This window comes from Bradyrhizobium sp. 14AA (assembly GCF_054185205.1).
On record NZ_JAVAYM010000038.1, the window covers coordinates 1 to 15,891 of the forward strand.

17 protein-coding genes are annotated in these 15,891 nt (G+C 65.7%); 4 read left to right on the forward strand and 13 right to left on the reverse strand.

Features of this window, described 5'->3' with window-relative positions; all coding sequences use genetic code 11:
- Nucleotides 1-343: 343 nt before the first annotated feature.
- A complete protein-coding gene (locus tag RAD15_RS39795) occupies nt 344-718 on the forward strand; it encodes a hypothetical protein (RefSeq protein WP_458184162.1) in 375 nt (124 codons plus the stop codon).
- 14 nt (nt 719-732) lie between these two features.
- Here the strand turns inward: RAD15_RS39795 and RAD15_RS39800 are convergent, their stop codons facing one another.
- The 4 genes from RAD15_RS39800 to mgtE all read right to left on the reverse strand — a co-directional run bounded on the left by RAD15_RS39800 (nt 733) and on the right by mgtE (nt 4,710).
- Entirely contained in the window at nt 733-1,725 is a 993-nt protein-coding gene (locus RAD15_RS39800) for a hypothetical protein (protein ID WP_458184163.1), read from the reverse strand.
- A gap of 49 nt (nt 1,726-1,774) precedes the next feature.
- Complete coding sequence (locus RAD15_RS39805; protein WP_458184164.1) at nt 1,775-2,593, reverse strand: aldo/keto reductase; 819 nt, start codon at nt 2,591-2,593, stop codon at nt 1,775-1,777.
- Between the two features lie 135 nt (nt 2,594-2,728).
- The gene (locus RAD15_RS39810; protein WP_458184165.1) at nt 2,729-3,046 is read right to left on the reverse strand and encodes a helix-turn-helix domain-containing protein; all 318 of its coding nucleotides are present in this window, start codon (nt 3,044-3,046) and stop codon (nt 2,729-2,731) included.
- 242 nt (nt 3,047-3,288) lie between these two features.
- The gene (mgtE, locus tag RAD15_RS39815; protein ID WP_458184166.1) at nt 3,289-4,710 is read right to left on the reverse strand and encodes a magnesium transporter; all 1,422 of its coding nucleotides are present in this window, start codon (nt 4,708-4,710) and stop codon (nt 3,289-3,291) included.
- Between the two features lie 115 nt (nt 4,711-4,825).
- Between mgtE and RAD15_RS39820 the strand changes: the two genes are divergently transcribed.
- Both RAD15_RS39820 and RAD15_RS39825 read left to right on the forward strand, forming a co-directional pair.
- Complete coding sequence (locus RAD15_RS39820) at nt 4,826-5,599, forward strand: polysaccharide deacetylase family protein (RefSeq protein ID WP_458184210.1); 774 nt, start codon at nt 4,826-4,828, stop codon at nt 5,597-5,599.
- Between the two features lie 180 nt (nt 5,600-5,779).
- Entirely contained in the window at nt 5,780-7,060 is a 1,281-nt protein-coding gene (locus RAD15_RS39825; RefSeq protein ID WP_458184167.1) for a polysaccharide deacetylase family protein, read from the forward strand.
- A gap of 3 nt (nt 7,061-7,063) precedes the next feature.
- Here the strand turns inward: RAD15_RS39825 and RAD15_RS39830 are convergent, their stop codons facing one another.
- Complete coding sequence (locus tag RAD15_RS39830) at nt 7,064-7,438, reverse strand: hypothetical protein (protein WP_458184168.1); 375 nt, start codon at nt 7,436-7,438, stop codon at nt 7,064-7,066.
- A gap of 276 nt (nt 7,439-7,714) precedes the next feature.
- Between RAD15_RS39830 and RAD15_RS39835 the strand changes: the two genes are divergently transcribed.
- Nucleotides 7,715-7,972: a hypothetical protein gene (locus RAD15_RS39835; protein WP_246932461.1), complete on the forward strand. Its 258-nt coding sequence runs from the start codon at nt 7,715-7,717 to the stop codon at nt 7,970-7,972.
- 22 nt (nt 7,973-7,994) lie between these two features.
- Here the strand turns inward: RAD15_RS39835 and RAD15_RS39840 are convergent, their stop codons facing one another.
- The 8 genes from RAD15_RS39840 to RAD15_RS39875 form a co-directional block, all read right to left on the reverse strand.
- Entirely contained in the window at nt 7,995-8,183 is a 189-nt protein-coding gene (locus tag RAD15_RS39840) for a hypothetical protein (protein WP_458184169.1), read from the reverse strand.
- A gap of 123 nt (nt 8,184-8,306) precedes the next feature.
- Entirely contained in the window at nt 8,307-9,209 is a 903-nt protein-coding gene (locus RAD15_RS39845) for an NAD(P)/FAD-dependent oxidoreductase (protein WP_458184170.1), read from the reverse strand.
- Nucleotides 9,206-10,282, reverse strand: coding sequence for a flavodoxin family protein (locus RAD15_RS39850; RefSeq protein ID WP_458184171.1), 1,077 nt, complete (start codon nt 10,280-10,282; stop codon nt 9,206-9,208). The genes RAD15_RS39845 and RAD15_RS39850 overlap by 4 nt, the downstream gene beginning before the upstream one ends.
- 63 nt (nt 10,283-10,345) lie before the next feature.
- Nucleotides 10,346-10,546 carry a hypothetical protein gene (locus RAD15_RS39855; RefSeq protein WP_458184172.1) on the reverse strand — a complete coding sequence of 67 codons (201 nt, stop codon included), beginning with the start codon at nt 10,544-10,546 and terminating at the stop codon, nt 10,346-10,348.
- Between the two features lie 2 nt (nt 10,547-10,548).
- Nucleotides 10,549-10,755 carry a hypothetical protein gene (locus tag RAD15_RS39860; protein ID WP_458184173.1) on the reverse strand — a complete coding sequence of 69 codons (207 nt, stop codon included), beginning with the start codon at nt 10,753-10,755 and terminating at the stop codon, nt 10,549-10,551.
- 192 nt (nt 10,756-10,947) lie between these two features.
- A complete protein-coding gene (locus tag RAD15_RS39865; protein WP_458184174.1) occupies nt 10,948-11,148 on the reverse strand; it encodes a hypothetical protein in 201 nt (66 codons plus the stop codon).
- Between the two features lie 474 nt (nt 11,149-11,622).
- Nucleotides 11,623-12,372 (reverse strand): Crp/Fnr family transcriptional regulator, encoded by a 750-nt coding sequence (locus tag RAD15_RS39870; RefSeq protein ID WP_458184175.1) that lies wholly within the window; start codon nt 12,370-12,372, stop codon nt 11,623-11,625.
- Nucleotides 12,372-15,542, reverse strand: a complete 3,171-nt coding sequence (locus RAD15_RS39875; protein ID WP_458184176.1) for a CheR family methyltransferase — start codon at nt 15,540-15,542, stop codon at nt 12,372-12,374. The genes RAD15_RS39870 and RAD15_RS39875 overlap by 1 nt, the downstream gene beginning before the upstream one ends.
- Nucleotides 15,543-15,891 lie beyond the last annotated feature (349 nt).

Below are 15,891 nucleotides of genomic sequence, written 5' to 3' on the forward strand. Positions count from 1 at the left end.
CGCCGCAGTTTTCCCGACCCTGTCGACAGAGCCGGAAACTTACAGACGAGACGAAGCCTAGCAGCGCCGCTCATCCAGCGCGAAGCCTCGGGCTCACGGAGAGCAATCCGCCCTGCCCTTAACTTTCTCGCCCGACGCTGCCGCGTCCACCGCAAGCCCGGCTCGCGAAAATGACGACCACATGATCGCCCCTCAAGGATGAGCCAGGATGCGCAACATCTACGTCAAATCCGAATTTCGGTAAAGAGGAATATTTTTGACGGAACGGCTTGACAGTGACATCCACAGAAAACGTCAGGTGTGCCGGCTGCCGTCTGGAAAAATCGCATGAAGCGGGTAGTCGATGGCTGGACTGTTTGATCTCTGGTTGTCATTGTGTTCTCCGTTTCCCGATATCGTCCCGGCAGAGCTACGAGGTGCAGGGCGCGGGAAACGACCTTTGGTTTTTGGTTTTTCAGGGGACAAAATGAATAAGGTTTTGATTGCTGCTGTCGCGACGGTTCTGGGGCTATCGATGGCGAAGGCAGCTCCGCTCTACGAGTGCCATGGCGATCCGTCCTGCCAGGCCAAGCGTGACAGCATGTCTCGTTCGACATATGACCGAAACATCCGGCGATGCCTCGCCTCCGCCGGTGCCACGATCGAGCAATGGCGAGCCCATGCCGTGCCGAGAGGTCCCGCCGACAAGGTCCGCGCCTGCCTCGCCGCGAACGGATAACGCGAGCAGGCCCCTTACCCGCCGCCCAAATCCCGCGGCGTGAACGGCAGGTCCAACACCTTCCACTCTCCGTACTTGTCGGCCGGCAGCATCTTGTAGGGCTGGCAGTTCTGGAGCGCGCTCATTGCCGACTTCACGAGGGCCACGCCCTTCGCGGACGGCGGGGCTTCGATCAGGATCGGCTCGCGCGCCAGCGTGCCGTCGGTGGCGAACACGGTGCGGAGCTTAATGTGGACGTTGTCGGTCGGGTCGAGCCCGGCCGGCAGTTTGGCGCAGTTCCTCAAGTGGCGACGAAGCGCGGCGATGACTTCGGGCGGCAGCTTGGCTGCAACTGAATCCTTGGCATCGCCGCCGTCGTCCTTGGGGGCGTCTTTCGGCAGCTCCGTCGGCAATTCAGGCGGCAGGCCCAGCATGACACCGTATTTGACGGTGACGTCGGGCTCCGGAGCCTGATAGGCCGGTGGCGGCGCCGCCTCTGGCTGCTGCATCGCCTGTGGCGGCGGCTGCTGTGCCGGTGGCTGCGTCATCGCCTGAGGCGGCGGTTGCTGCATCGGCTGAGGCTGGGGTTGCTGTAGCGGTTGTTGCGGCTGCGCGTTGGCCTCGCGCGGCTTGGGCGGCGGCGAAGGCTGCTGCGATTGTTGCTGTTGCGGAGGACGTTGCGGTTCGGGCGAAGCCTGGGGCGCCGGTGACGGCGATGGCGTCGCGGCCTGCTGCTTGGCCGCAGGCTTGTCCGGCGCGGGCGCCTTGTCGGTGAAATCCAGCTTCGGCAGCTTCAGGTCCGGCAGCGTCTCCTTGGTCTTCTCCTCAGCCTTCTCTTGAGCCTTCTCCTCCGCCTTGACCTCCTCCTGCTTCACCTGCTCCGGCGTGACGATATCGACCGAAACGGTCTCGGGCGCGGCGGCGTGAAACGGATGGACTTCGCTGATCACGATGATCAGCGCCACCAGCGTCAGATGCGCAATCGCCGACGCCGCAATGTCCGTCCGTATGATCTTCCGCAGTTCCATCGCCTGACTTCGGGTTGCCACGCAGGTCCTAGCATACGGCAGCCCCCTCTCAATCCCATTTCGGCGCGAAGCCGAAATCGGTCAGGCGCCCCTTGGGACTGGCGAGCGCGGCGATCCGGTCCATTTCCTCGCCCGAAAGCTCGAAATCGAAGATCTCGATGTTCTCTGACAGACGTTCGACGCGCGAGGTGCGCGGGATCGCAGCGACATTCTGCTGCACCAGCCAGCGCAGGCAGATTTGCGCCGGCGTCTTGCGATGCGCACGCCCGATCTCGGCGAGCGTCTGGTCGGCCTTGATGCGCCCCTTGGCGACCGGGCTGTAGGCGACCAGCGCAAGGCCGTGCTGGTCGCAGGCCGCCCTCACCTTCGCCTGGTCCAGATAAGGATGGTATTCGACCTGGTTGCAGACGAGCGGCTCCGCAGAGAGAGCCATCGCCTGCTCGATCAGGGCGACCGTGAAATTGGAGACGCCGATGTGGCGGGTCAGGCCCATGCGCTTGGCATGCGACAGCGCCCCCAGCGTCTCCGCCAGCGGCACATGCGGATTGGGCCAGTGCAGCAGCAAGAGATCGACGGACGGAAGCCGCATCCGCGCCAGGCTCTCCTTGACCGACCGTTCGAGATCGTGGGGCGCGAAATGGTTGGTCCAGACCTTGGTGGTGAGGAAGATGTCGTCGCGGCGCACGCCGGAGGCGCGCAAGCCGTCGCCGACCTCGCGTTCATTGTCATAGACCTGCGCGGTGTCGATGTGGCGATAGCCGAGCCGCAGCGCCTGCTCGACCACGCGCGCGCATGGCCGCCCGTCCAACTCCCAGGTCCCGAGCCCGATCGCCGGGATCCTTGCGCCATTGGCCTCGACGAACAGCATGAGGAATCCTCTCTGTTGCGGCAGCCCCTGATGACATTATGGACCCGGCCCATGACGCTGCCAACGGACGCTGCGGCAGTTCAGCCGGAGATTGTGCGCAATGCTAACGGGAGGTTCGCGCAAGCCAGCCTGTTGTCAGGCTTTGGCGAGCGCCTGGAACACGGTATCCGGGGCATGCGCGATCACCGCCAGCAGCGCGCGGGCAGGTCCCCGCGGGGCACGCTTGCCCTGCTCCCAGTTGCGGATGGTCTCGACGGGAACGCCGAGCTTGGCGGCGAACTCCATCTGGGTGAGGCAGGCGCGGCGGCGCAAATCGCGCACCGCGAGCGAGCCGGCCTCGGCCGGCGCATTGGCGGTCGCAGGCTGGACCGCAGACGGCTGGACCGGAAACTCTTGCCCGTCCCGCAACTCAACGACCCGTCCGTCCGCCTTCAGCCGCAACCGCATGTCCATTCCCCCAAGCAAGGCGATGATGCGGCAGGTCGCTTAAGTTCGGATTAAAGATAGCGAGGTCTCGTGCCCCGGACGCGGCGCAGCGCGCCCGGGACACGAGAGTGAGGGGCCGCCGTTGCCCACCCCGTCATTGCGAGGAGCTCTTGCGACGAAGCAATCCAGACTGCCACCGCGGAGAGACTCTGGATTGCTTCGCTGCGCTCGCAATGACGAGAAGAGAGAGATGCGCCCCAAGCCGCTCCCTACTTCAGCCCGAACCAGAGCGTGGCGATGCCGAGGAAGGAGAAGAAGCCGACGACGTCGGTCACGGTGGTGACGAACGTGCCGGAGGCGACCGCCGGATCGGCCCTGACACGTTCGAGCGCCATCGGGATCAGGATGCCGCCGAGCGCGCCGGCAAAGAGGTTGCAGATGATCGCAAGCCCGATGACGATGCCGAGGCCTGGGATCTTGAACCAGGCCACCGCCGCGATCCCCGTGATCACGGCGAAGGCAAGACCGTTGACGAGGCCGACCAGGCCTTCGCGCATCACCACGCGCCAGGCATTGGAGGAGCCGAGCTCGCGGGTCGCCAGCGCGCGCACCGCGACCGTCATGGTCTGGGTCGCGGCATTGCCGCCCTGGCTTGCCACGATCGGCGCCAGCACCGCGAGCGCCACCATCTTCTCCAGCTGTCCCTCGAACAGGCCGAGCACGGAGGACGCCAGGAAGGCGGTCGCAAGATTGACCAGCAACCAGTTGAACCGCGCGCGCGCAATGGTGAACACGGTGTCGGAAAGCTCTTCGTCGCTGGTGACGCCGCCGAGCGCCTTGAGGTCCTCCTCCGCCTCCTCCTCGATGACGTCGACGACGTCGTCGACGGTGATGACGCCGACGAGGCGGTCCTGGGTGTCAAGCACCGGTGCTGCGACGAGGTTGTACTTGCCGAACATGCGCGCCACCTCCTCCTGGTCCTCCAGGACGGAGACGCGGCGGCGGTCCTCGTCGGTCAGCTCGGCGAGCGGCACCGGGCGGCGCGCCCGCAGCAGCACGTCGAGCGAGACCGCACCCTGCCAGTGCTGGTCCTTGTCCACGACGTAGATCTCGTAGAAGCGGTCCGGCAGATCCGGCGTCTCGCGCATGTAGTCGATCGCCTGCCCCACCGTGAAATCCTGGGGCACCGCGATGAACTCGGTCTGCATCCGGCGGCCCGCGGAATTCTCGGGATACAGCAGGCTGCGCTCGAGCGCGACGCGCTCCTTGAGCGGCAGCTTCTCGAGGATCTCCTCCTGGTCTTCCTGGTCGAGGGTTTCCAGCAGCTCGACCGCGTCGTCGGATTCGAGTTCGCGGACGCCCTCGGCGACGGTCTCCGGCGGCAGCTCCTCGAGGATCTCCTCGCGCACGGCCTCGTCGACCTCGTTCAGCGCGGAGAAGTCGAAGTCGCGGCCGGTCAGCTCGACCAGACGGACACGGTCGTCGGGCTCGAGAGCTCCGATGAGATCGCCGAGATCGGCCTCGTGCAGCTCGGCGACGCAGGCGCGCAGCGCGGCACTGTCGCCGGCCTCGATCGCACGGGCAATTTCCTCGACGAATTCGTGACGAATTTCGCCGTCTTCATTGCGCATCGGCACGTGGTCGAGTACCGAATCCGCAGCGGATGAGGCACCGTCCATATGTTCATCCATGGTGTGCCTCGCCGTTTGACAGGTTGGATCAGGTGGTCTGGGCTGACGGTCAGGCAATACCCACAAGGCAACTCAGAGCGCAATGACAAAGATGCTTCGACTGCGGTGGACCTCGATGTCGCTGGGCGCGGTCCTCGCGGCCTTCACCGGTGTCGCCTCGACGGAAGCCGCCGAGTGCCCGCGCAAGGACGCGCTCGGCACCTCGCGCCTTCTGAGCGTCGATGCGAAGACCACGCCGCGCGTGGGCCTGAAGAGCTTTCCGCAGACGCTGCCGCTGGCCGATCACGAGGTCGTGCTGACCTTCGACGACGGGCCGCATCCGCCGACGACGTCGAAGGTGCTGGCGGCGCTGGCGCAGGAATGCGCGCGCGCGACCTTCTTCCTGATCGGCCTGCACGCCGCCGAACATCCTGACTTGGTCAAGCGCATCGCCCGCGAGGGCCACACCATCGGTCACCACACCTGGTCGCATCCGTTCATGGCGAGGATCCCGTTCGACAAGGCGAAGAGCGAGATCGACCGCGGTATCGCGGCCGACGAGATGGCGCTGCACGGCACCTCGACGACGACGCCCTCGACGCCGTTTTTCCGCTTCCCCTATTTCGAGGCCACGCAAGCCGAGCTCGACCTGCTCCAGGCGCGCGGCATCGTGGTGTTCGGGGCCGATTTGTGGGCCAGCGACTGGAACGAGATGACGCCGGAACAGGAATTGAAGCTCGTCACCGAGCGGCTCGCCGCCGCCGGCAAGGGCATCATCCTGTTCCACGACGCCAAGGCGCGCACGGCGGCGATCATGCCGGCCTTCCTGCGGTATTTGCGGGAGAACGGCTATCGCGTCGTCCACATCGTACCGGCGGGCGCATCACAGAAGAGCGCCGACGCACGTTGATGCCGGAATGTCACGCGGGCGCAAATTGGGGTGATTTTGGCCCTATTAACACTCTGTTCATGCTACGCCGTGCAAGTATTGAGGTGGACTCGTCATGGGGAAGGTTCTCGTGCCTGAACCGTTTCCTGATGTCTCCGACCTACTTATGGCGGCAACCGCGTATGAGGGCAGACGAGGTTCATGATCGGAAGTAGCGTTGTTCCTCGGACGCGATCGTGGATCGTCCTATGTTTCGGATTGCTGACCGCCGGCGCACCGGCGGCCCATGCAGCCGACTGCCCCGGCCATCCCGACGCGCTCGGAACCTCCCGCACCCTGGTGGTCGATCCGCGCGAGCATCCGCGCATCGGCACCATGCAGTACCGCGAGACGCTGCCCTTGAAGGACCACGAGGTCGTCCTGACCTTCGACGATGGTCCGCTGCCGAAATATTCGAACCAGGTCCTCAAGATGCTCGACGACGAGTGCATCAAGGCGACCTTCTTCATCATCGGCGGCCAGGCCAAGGCGAACCCGGAAGGGGTGCGCAAGCTGGTTGCGGCGGGCCACACCGTCGGCACGCACAGCATGAACCATCCGCTGACCTTCGACCGCATGCCGATCGAGAAGTTCGAGCCCGAGATCAACGGCGGCATCGAGTGGACCTCGGCCGCGATGACCGATCCGTCAAAGCTGGCGCCGTTCTTCCGCATTCCCGGCCTGATGCGCGCCGAGGGCGTCGAGAACTATCTGATCTCACGCGGCATCCAGGTCTGGAGCGCCGACTTCCCGGCCGACGACTGGCGGCACGTGTCGTCCGATCGCGTCTACCAGCTCGCGATGCAGCGGCTGGAGGCCAAGGGCAAGGGCATCCTGCTGCTGCACGACATCCAGGCCCGCACAGTGGCGGCGCTGCCGAAGATCATCCGCGACCTCAAGGCGCGCGGCTATCGCATCGTGCATGTGGTGCCCGCGACCGCCGAGCGGCCGGCGACGCCGACCACGCCGGTGGAATGGCTGCTGCATCCGCCGACCGAGACGACGCCGATCGCGCGCTGGCCCGCCGTTCCGAACTTCGTGTTCACGCAGACGCGGACGCTACCGGCGCCCGCGCTTGCCGACCTCAACGCGCAGGCCGAGCACCAGCCGCTGCTGCCGCGCCGGACCAGGGCGCAGGTCGATGTCGCATCCACCCTGCCCGTGCCCGGCGGCGATCTGTTCGCAATCCCGGAAGGCTCGATCGAAGTGCTGCTGTCGACGACATTGTCGCGGCGCGCCGCGACGCGGCTGGCGATGGCGGCCGAGCCGCCTCATGCGGCCAAGGGCAAGGCGGCCAAACCGCAGGCCAAGTTACAGGCCAAGTCACAGGCGAAGTCGCAGGGACGGCGGACGGCGCATGCCACCGGCGCTCCCAAGAGCAATGCAGCCAAGGGCGCCGCGCCGCATCCGACCCGCGTGGCCAGCCTCAAGAAGCGCGCCTAGCTTTTACTGCCGCATGATGGCGGCGACGCAGAGCAGCACGATCAGCGCCAGGAAAAACAGGTCCATATAGGACTTGAGCTCGCCGTCGCGGCGCAGCCGGGCAACGTCGGCCACGACCTGCTTGCGCGCGCTCGTTCCTCCGGAGCCGTCATTGATCGGACCCTGAAGGCGCTTTGTCTCGGCTTCCAGCTTCTCGATCTTCTGGAAAAAGTAGAACGCCCGCAGCGTCGAGGCCGCGCGCATGCCGGCATAGACCAGCACCAGGATCGCGATGATCGCCCGGTTCTGATATTTCTCCATGAAGTTCAGGCTGAAATAGACCATCGCCATGAACGCGAAGTTGGTGACGAAGCGGTAGACGAAGCTAAGAAAGACCATGCGGGCTCGAGCCTTGAGGGTGCGCAACCGGATCGTGCTGCGAATGCGGGATCAGGGGCCCAGGCCGGAACTGCCGGCCGGATTCCTGCAGGCGCCCGTCTACGCCAACATTGTTTCAACAAAGATACCACGGTCCTGAAACTTGCCGCCTTTTAGCCACGCGCCGCCATAATGCAAGGGGCGCGCCTGCCTCCCGCAACGGCTCAATGGAGATTTGGCGGAAGTCGCGATACACTGGCCTTAAGACTGGGTTGCCGCGCCATCTGGGGTCTGCCGATGCCGAAGAAGGGAATCACGGGCCACGACGACTGGGTTCTGACCGAGGCGCTCGCGACCGCGCTGGTCGCGCTGGAGCAGCTCGAGCCGAAGCACCAGCCGAACGCGCATATGGACGACATCCGCAAGATGCTCTCCAACGGCAAGGAGCCGGCGGCGGTGAGCCTGCACCTCGCCCAGGCCAAATGCCGGCTGTTTCCCGACCTCGATCCGCTGGAGATCTACCGGGAATACGGCATCGGCGAGGAATATGGCTGAACGAGGCGGCTGACGATCGAGCTCAAGGCCCGCCCGCGACCGATCCCGCGATCACCATGACCAGCGCGCCAAGATCGATCTTGCCGTTGACGGTGAGTTCCTCCGGGTCCTTCAACGCGTCCCGGCGTTGGACCTCCAGCGATTGCGGCCGATTGGCGGCCTGCCGCTGCAGCTCGCCGACGATAGCTTCTTTCAGTTTCTCTTCCAGCATGGGCTCATCCTTCAAGCCGGTATTGTGCGTCGATGTCGGGCGCCCCAACCTGCATCAAGGCCAGGCGACGCCCATCGTTCCCGGGGCGATGGCTTGCGTGAGGCTCGCGGTACCCTGGCCCACTCAGGCCAGACGCGTCGGCAGGCTGTGGTGAATGGCGCAGGCGGCAATTGCGGCGTGGCCGAACGCGACCGAGATCTGGTGAAGGTCGGTGACGACGTCGCCGATGCCGTAGAGCCCACCGATCGAGGTGCGCTGATGGTCGTCGACCTTCAGATAGCCCTCCCCGGTATGCCCGGCGCCGAGCGACACCGCCAGCTGCGAGCGCACCTTCGCACCCATCACGGGATAGACCATGTCGAATTGCATCGTCCCGCCGTCGGCGAGGACAGCTTCGACGCTGTCGTCTCTCCGTTGCAAACGCAGGCCGGGCGCGAACAGGATTTCGACGCCGGCTTCAGCCAGCCGCGACCTTGCGGCTGCCTCCTCGTCATCTTGGCCGGTCGCCAGCAGCGTCACCTCGCGCGAGTAGCCGCGCAGGAAAAGCGCCTTGCCAGCGGCACGGCCAAGCGGGCCGACGACACCGATGCGACGGCCGATCGCCTCGAAGGCGTCGCAGACGGGACAGTAGCGCAGCAGCCCGTCGGCGACCGCGGCGCGCCAGTCCTCGAACGGCGGATGGGTGTCGACAATGCCGCAGGCGAGAACGACGGTTGAGGCCGCCTGCGCGCAGCCGTTCCAGCTCGCCTCGAAGCCGTCGGCGCGCCGCTGCAACGCGGTGACCTCGGCCTCCACGCGCATCACAGCGAGTTCGCCCAGCTGCGCCGACATGCGCGCGATCAATTCCGCGCCGGACAGGCCGTGAACGAAGCCCGGAACGTTGTGACTGCGTGGGATCAGCGCGGCCCGGCTCGCGCCGGTGTCCACGACACAGACGCTGCGGCGAAAGCGCGCCAGATAGATTGCGGCCATCAGCCCGGCCGGACCACCGCCGACGACCAGGCAATCAAGCTGTGCGTTCGTCATTTTGGGTTGGGATCCGCGAGACCGGCGCCGGGCTCCTCGAGCCGCCCGCTCCGCGCCAGCCGAACGGCGCTGCCGAGCGCGCGTGCCGCGTTCCGCACCTCCTGCTGGAATTCGCTGTCGTCGTCGAGCTCGCGGTGCGCGGTGGCGTATGGCTCCATGTAGCCGACATAGCCGTCGAGCTCGGCAAAGCGACCCGCCGAGATCAGCTGCATGTCGGTCAGCCAGTCGGACAAGGCGCGGCGCACGCCCTCGGCACCGACCGCATCGCCGTGAACGACGAGCCCGAAGTGGCGGCCGGAGAGATGGCGCGGATAGGGCCAGCCCTTCAGCTCCAATGCCTTGGCCTCGGCGGCCTTCTTGCCGTGGGTCGAGGTCGGATCGGGATTGCCGCCGTCGGCGCAGACCATGCGGTCCATCATCGCCTTGAGCCCGGCCGGCACGTGATACCAGTTCACCGGCGTCACGATCAGGATGCCGTGCGCCGCGACCCAGAGCGGATAGATCTCGTTCATCCAGTCGCTGCCCTGCCCCAGCGAATGGTTCGGATAGCAGCTGCACGGCCAGTGGCAGAGCGGCATCGCGGTTCCGACGCAGGACTTGCAGGGATGGATGGTCCTGCCGAATTCCGAGGCGAGGCGCGACAGGTCGAGGATGTCGACGGCAAAGCCCATCCCGGTGAAGACGGGCTCGGCGAGCTTGACCATGCGCCAGGTCTTGGACATCTCGCCGGGACAGGTGTGCTCGCTGCGCGCCGAGCCGTTGACGATCAAGATGCGCGGCGTCTCCTGCGCATCGTCATGCCGCCGCTGCGCTTCCAGGATTTTCGCGCGCGCATCGAGCCAGTCGATAGCGATGTCGTAGTCGGGATCGGAGAAACCCGCGCCGGCCTTCCGCGTCAACGGCGCCTTGCGTGAATGGCTGTAGGCATCCCAGGCCGCACCGACGATGGCATCGAGCTCCCGTTGCAGCGGCGCAAAGACGGGATCGACGAACTGCGCCTTGTAGCGCCGTTCGAACTCCTCGCGCGACAGCCTGACGGGCGACATCCCCTTGCGAACGTCGACTTCCGTCATGCTGGCTCCTCGCGCAGTCGGCAACCTCCGACCAACACGGGGCGCAGCGCGCAGTTCCCAGCTCTACTGGCGAACGACCTCCTGCGGCAGGTCGAAACGCGCGATGCGATGATCCAGCCGCCACAGCTCGATGCGGTGGACCAGCACGAGCGAAGCGGCCTCGCGCTTGGCCTGCTCGTCATTGTCGCAGACGAGATTGATGCATCCGAAGACGTGCCCGTCCGGGTCGATCTGGAAGGCACGATAGTGCTTGATGCTCCGCATGGTCATCCTCCTCGTCTCGGATAGACCGGCGTGGTCAGCCAGTCGGTCAGGCTCGAGGTCACTTCGTTCTGCTTGGCGCGTCGCAGCAGCATCTCGCGCTCCTTGCCGGGCGGCAGGACACGCGCGCGCTCGCGGGCGTTCTCGGCGAATACGGCCAGTCGCTGCTGGAGCGACTCGGTCTGTTTCCTGCGGTTACGTTTGGCGGTCATTGGACTTTCGCGGATGATTTCGGTTGGACGGAAATCGGCCCCGGCGAGGGTCAAGGCGCCGGGGCCTTGAGTCTCTGCCGGTTGAGGCGGCCCAGCCCGGCAGTGACTGCAGCTTCCGCCGCAACGGCCGGTTCCGGCATTTCAATAAGTTAACGCCGCGCGATTTTGCGCCGAGAACGGCGCGACCGGCGGCTAGTCCGGCGGCTGCAAGCCGGGCGAGCGCAGCCACTCGCTCATCTGAGATCCTGTTTCCGCCTGACGCGCCTTGCGCAACATCTCGTCACGCGCCGCGCCGGGCGGAAGCGAGCCGGCCTGCTCGCGCAGCCGCTCCGCTTCAGCGCCGAGCCGCGCCTCCAGGGTGTCAATTTGCTTGAAACGACGCCGCATCGACATGTAACGTTCTCCCTCTTTCAGGGCGGAGCGCGCCGTTGCGTTCGCGTCATGAGTGGATGTCACAGCCCAATCGGTGTGACAGACCGTCCACGTTGCAAAGACGCGACGCGCTGCTTTGTTCCTAGCGATGCGCCTCAGCCCGCCAACCGCTTGAAGGCCGTCTGCCCCTCACTCTTCCCGGGTCATCGCGGTAGGCATTGATCTCCGAACGAACCATGGCGCTTTCCATCACCGCCAGGCGCAAATCGTCCTTCGCCTTGTCGTGCTGATCGGCAACCAGCCTGTGCTGTGCGCGGAGAGAGCGGCTCGCTTCAATCGCGCGTGCAGCGCGGGCAAAAAGGGCATCGTGCATCGGCCCATTATGGGAGGACCGACGCACATACGCATTTACGCAGGTTACTCAAAAGGCGCCGTTCGCTCGAAAATCTTCGTCCCGGCCCGTGCGCTCCGGTTACGCACCCTCACAGGCTCGCACTATGAACCGCGCCGATAGAGTTGCAGATAGCTCGACGAGAACAACGCCGCGTCCTTGAGCGCATCGAGATCGTTGATGGTCAGCGTGCGCTCGCGCAGCACGATCAGGCCGGAGGCACGCAGCTCCTGCACGGTGCGATTGAGATGCACCACCGACAGCCCGGTGGCGTCGGCGAGATCCATCTGCGTGACGGGCATGATGCAGGAATTGCCGTCGACCATCCCGACCGGACGAAGCCGCTCGAATGTCTCGCAGAACAGATGCGCCACGCGTTCAAGCGCCGTGCGGCGCCCGAGATTGATGGCCCATTCGCGCTGGACGGCAGTGTTGACCAGGGTCTCGCACCAGAACGCTTCGGCGAGCGAACGGTCGCTCGCCATCAGCATCTCGAAACGGGCCCGCCGGATTTCCGCGTAGGCCACCGGTGTCAGCGTCGCGATGGAATGGTCCATGACCCCGAGCAGGAACGCATGCGCGTCGCAGGTCTCGCCCGGAAAGATGAAATTGACGATCTGGCGCCGGCCGTCCTCGAGCGTCTTGTAGCGACAGAGCCAGCCCGACAGCACGACACGCACACTGTCGACGGGATCACCCTCCGAGATCAGGTCCTCGCCGGATCCGGCGCGCTGGAGCCCTTCGAGCATCGCGTATTCGAGCGACGCGCGCGCTTCCGCCGACAACGGTCTCAACGCGCCCAGCCGGCGAATAGCCGGCTCCAGCAGACTGCGATCGGACGTCGACAATGGCATCAGCCAGCCACCACCGGTGTATGGAATGCGCGCTTGCTGAGGGGAATCGTGATCGTGCAATGCAGCCCCGCAGGGTTGAAGGCCAATCTGGTCTGCCCCTTGAACTCGAATGCCAGCGTGCGCTCCACAAGCTCCGCGCCAAAACCCCTTCGCGGCGGCGGCTTGACCTGTGGCCCGCCCCGCTCACGCCATTCGAACAGCAGTTCGGCAGGCTCGGCGCTCTCGTCGAGGCGCCAGGAGATTTCGATGCGTCCGCTCGGCTGGCTCAAGGCACCGTATTTCAACGCGTTGGTCGCGAGCTCGTGGATCGCGAGCGCGAAGGTTTCGGCGGCCTTGGGATGGAAGCGCACCTTGGGACCGGAGACCCGCACCTGCTCGCCTTCGCGGGCGTTGTAGGCCGCGAGCTCCTCGATGACGAGATATTCGAGGTCGACGCCGCCTTCGGGATCGCGGGTCACCATCGCCTGTGTACGGGCGAAGGCATTGAGCCGACCGTCGAGATGGGAAGCGTAGTCCTCGACGGTCGTGCTGGATTCAGCCGACCGGCGCGCGATCGAGCGCACCACGCCGAGCGTGTTGCGGACGCGGTGCTGGAGCTCGGCCAGCAGCAGGCGTTGCCGCTCCTCGGCGCGGGTGATCGCGGTGACGTCGATGAAGGTGATGACGACGCCGGCGATGAAATTGTCGATGCTGCGATAGGGCAGGATGCGCACGATGTAACGCGTCCCGCTGTCCGGCGCGCTCAGCTCGCGCTCGGCGCTGGCAAGCGTGCGCAGCACGCGGCGGACGTCGTCATAGAGCTCCTCGATCGGAATGCGGGCCTTGATGTGGGCAATGGGACGGCCGGTGTCGGTTTCGACGAGATGCAGGACCTGGGTGACGGCCGGCGTGAAGTTCATTACCCGCAGATCGTTGTCGAGGAATACGGTGGCAATCTGCGTGCTCTCGAGGAAATTCTTGAGGTCGCTGGTGGCGCGCGTCAACTCCTGGACGCGGTGCGCCAGCTCGCCGTTGACGGTGGTCAGCTCCTCGTTGACCGACTGCAATTCCTCGCGCGAGGTCTCAAGCTCCTCATTGGCCGACTGCAGCTCCTCGTTGAGCGACTGGTATTCCTCGTTGGAGGATTTCAGCTCCTCATTGGTGCTTTCGAGCTCCTCGATGGTCGCCTGGAGGCGTTCGCGCGTGGCGCGCAGCTCGCTTTCGAGCCGCTCGACATGCTCGGTGCGCACCAGGGCGTTGGGACTGCTCTGGTCGGCCTCGATGGTGCGGACCGGACCGTCCTTGAACAGGACGACGAAATTGCGGTGGCCGCCGGCGCCCTCCTGGATCGGCTCGACGGTGATGTCGACCAGCACGGGGTGGCCGTTCACTCCCAGTTGCACCTGTTCGGCATGGGCGGGCTCGCTGGTCTCTGCGGCGCGGCTGAGCGCGGTGCGCAACTCGAGCCTGAGGTCGCGGTGCACGAGCTGGAGCAGGTCGAGCGTCGCCGTCCCCGCCGTCGGCTCGATGTAGCGGCCGGTACGCCCCGAGAAATGCAGGATCTGGAAATTGTCGTCGGTGATGACGTAGGCCGGCGCATAACGCTCCGCGACGCGCTGCGCGCGCCGCTCCAGCCCGACATCGGGGCCGAAGGAGCGCGCCGCCGGCACTTCGACCGGCACACGGCCGGTCGCGGTCGTGATCGGAAATTCCGGCGGCAGCCGCGTCCCGGTTTCGAGCTTCCTGAAGATGCGGGCGCGGCGGTCGATAGGCGCAAACAGCTTCGGGTGCCGCGTCACGTTCTCGGAATTGCCGAGGAACAGATAGCGCTCCGCCAGCAGTGCGAAATGGAACAGCGGGATGACCCGGTTCTGCAATTCGGCATTGAGGTAGATGAGCAGGTTGCGGCAGGAGACGAGGTCGAGCTTGGAGAACGGCGCGTCCTTGATGACGTTGTGCTGCGAGAAGATGCACATCTCGCGCAGCTCCTTCACCACGCAATAGGTATCGCCCTCGCGTACGAACCAGCGCGCCAGGCGCTCGCCGGTCATGTCGGCCTCGATATTGGTGCGATAGCGGCCGACACGCGCGGCCGCCAGCGCGCGGCCGTCAATGTCGGTCGCGAAGATCTGGACCTGCGGCGCGGAATCCATCCGCGCGACGTGCTCGCGCAGGAGAATGCCGATCGAATAGGCCTCCTCGCCGGTGGCGCAACCGAGCACCCAGACGCGCACCTGCTGGCCCGCGCCCTTGCCCTCGAAGATCTTCGGGACGATCTGCGTCTCCAGCACCTCGAACTCGCGCTTGTCGCGGAAGAATTCCGTGACGCCGATCAGGAGATCGTTGAAGAGGTTCTGCGCCTCGTCCTTGTCGTTCCGCAAGAAATCGACATAGGCGGGAATCTCGTCGATCTGCACCACCTGCATGCGCCGCTGCACGCGGCGCAGGAAGGTGTTCTGCTTGTAGCCGTGGAAATCGTTGCCGGTCTTGTTGCGCAGGATGTCGGCGATGCGCGACAGCGAGGTCGCCGCCGCCGCGAGCACCTCGTCGAAACCCTGCTTATCGTCCAGGCGCCGCAGATGACGGGCATAGACCTGGATGTGTTCCGGGATGTCCTCCGGCGGCAGCACGTAGTCGGCGATGGCGGCGGGCGTGTTGCCGTCGAGCAGATGGTCGGCCCCCTCCGCGCCTGGAACCTTTTCGGCGATGGCAAGGCCACCGTGATCCTTCAGCGTCGCGGTGCCGAGCGTGCCGTCGCCGCCGGTGCCGGCGAGGAGGACGCCGATGGATTGCTCCGCGCGTTCCTCCGCCAGCGACACCAGGAAGCTGTCGATGGTGGCGCGCTCGCCCGGCGCCTGCTCGGCCTTGCGGATCGCGAACCGGCCGCCCTGGATCGTGGTGATCATCGCCGGCGGGCACAGATAGATCGTGCCGCCCTCGATCGCATGGCCATCGCCGATCTCGGCGACCTTGCCGCCGTTGGAATTCCGCACAACCTCGCGCAGCCGCGGCTCGTCGAACGCCGCGTGATGCTGAAGGGCCAGCACGATGGCCTGATCCGCCCCGACTGTCAGCTTGGCGAAGAAGCGCTCGATGCTCTCCAGGGCACCGGGTGAGGCGCCCACGCCAATGATCAGCGGGGTCTTGATCTGGCGCTCTCCATCGACCGGCTGGTCGCCGACTTCATGCATGGCTCTGGCAGCTTTCGTTACTGACCGGGACCAACGGGGGGCCCGGTCCCTGCAAATAGCAGGAATCGATATTACCCCAACAGATCAAAGGGCAAAATGTCCCGAAGCTGTTTCGATCTGCCGGCCTGAGCGTTGTCAGCCCCGGTTGGCAGGTCCATACTCCGCCGGCAGCGGAGGAACCGCTATGCCAATCTCCGAGGAACTCGCCGCTCTGATCAGAGGCGCGCCGAGCGCGCTACCGCGGACGCCCGCCGCCTGCTTGCCGAGAACGACCGCTGGCGGCGCTACGTGGAGCGGCAGCTCGATGCGATGTTCGAGCTGAGCGCAACGTTCAGGAGGCCGGCCGTCC

Excerpts from the sequence above, each read along its gene's own strand:
- RAD15_RS39845 (WP_458184170.1), bottom strand. The coding sequence starts at position 9,209 with ATGACGAACGCACAGCTTGATTGCCTGGTCGTCGGCGGTGGTCCGGCC.
- RAD15_RS39855 (WP_458184172.1), bottom strand. The coding sequence starts at position 10,546 with ATGCGGAGCATCAAGCACTATCGTGCCTTCCAGATCGACCCGGACGGG.
- RAD15_RS39875 (WP_458184176.1), bottom strand. The coding sequence starts at position 15,542 with ATGCATGAAGTCGGCGACCAGCCGGTCGATGGAGAGCGCCAGATCAAG.
- RAD15_RS39860 (WP_458184173.1), bottom strand. The coding sequence starts at position 10,755 with ATGACCGCCAAACGTAACCGCAGGAAACAGACCGAGTCGCTCCAGCAG.
- RAD15_RS39840 (WP_458184169.1), bottom strand. The coding sequence starts at position 8,183 with ATGCTGGAAGAGAAACTGAAAGAAGCTATCGTCGGCGAGCTGCAGCGG.
- RAD15_RS39825 (WP_458184167.1), top strand. The coding sequence starts at position 5,780 with ATGATCGGAAGTAGCGTTGTTCCTCGGACGCGATCGTGGATCGTCCTA.
- RAD15_RS39865 (WP_458184174.1), bottom strand. The coding sequence starts at position 11,148 with ATGTCGATGCGGCGTCGTTTCAAGCAAATTGACACCCTGGAGGCGCGG.
- RAD15_RS39800 (WP_458184163.1), bottom strand. The coding sequence starts at position 1,725 with ATGGAACTGCGGAAGATCATACGGACGGACATTGCGGCGTCGGCGATT.
- RAD15_RS39835 (WP_246932461.1), top strand. The coding sequence starts at position 7,715 with ATGCCGAAGAAGGGAATCACGGGCCACGACGACTGGGTTCTGACCGAG.
- RAD15_RS39805 (WP_458184164.1), bottom strand. The coding sequence starts at position 2,593 with ATGCTGTTCGTCGAGGCCAATGGCGCAAGGATCCCGGCGATCGGGCTC.
- RAD15_RS39850 (WP_458184171.1), bottom strand. The coding sequence starts at position 10,282 with ATGACGGAAGTCGACGTTCGCAAGGGGATGTCGCCCGTCAGGCTGTCG.
- RAD15_RS39830 (WP_458184168.1), bottom strand. The coding sequence starts at position 7,438 with ATGGTCTTTCTTAGCTTCGTCTACCGCTTCGTCACCAACTTCGCGTTC.
- mgtE (WP_458184166.1), bottom strand. The coding sequence starts at position 4,710 with ATGGATGAACATATGGACGGTGCCTCATCCGCTGCGGATTCGGTACTC.
- RAD15_RS39795 (WP_458184162.1), top strand. The coding sequence starts at position 344 with ATGGCTGGACTGTTTGATCTCTGGTTGTCATTGTGTTCTCCGTTTCCC.
- RAD15_RS39810 (WP_458184165.1), bottom strand. The coding sequence starts at position 3,046 with ATGGACATGCGGTTGCGGCTGAAGGCGGACGGACGGGTCGTTGAGTTG.
- RAD15_RS39870 (WP_458184175.1), bottom strand. The coding sequence starts at position 12,372 with ATGCCATTGTCGACGTCCGATCGCAGTCTGCTGGAGCCGGCTATTCGC.
- RAD15_RS39820 (WP_458184210.1), top strand. The coding sequence starts at position 4,826 with ATGTCGCTGGGCGCGGTCCTCGCGGCCTTCACCGGTGTCGCCTCGACG.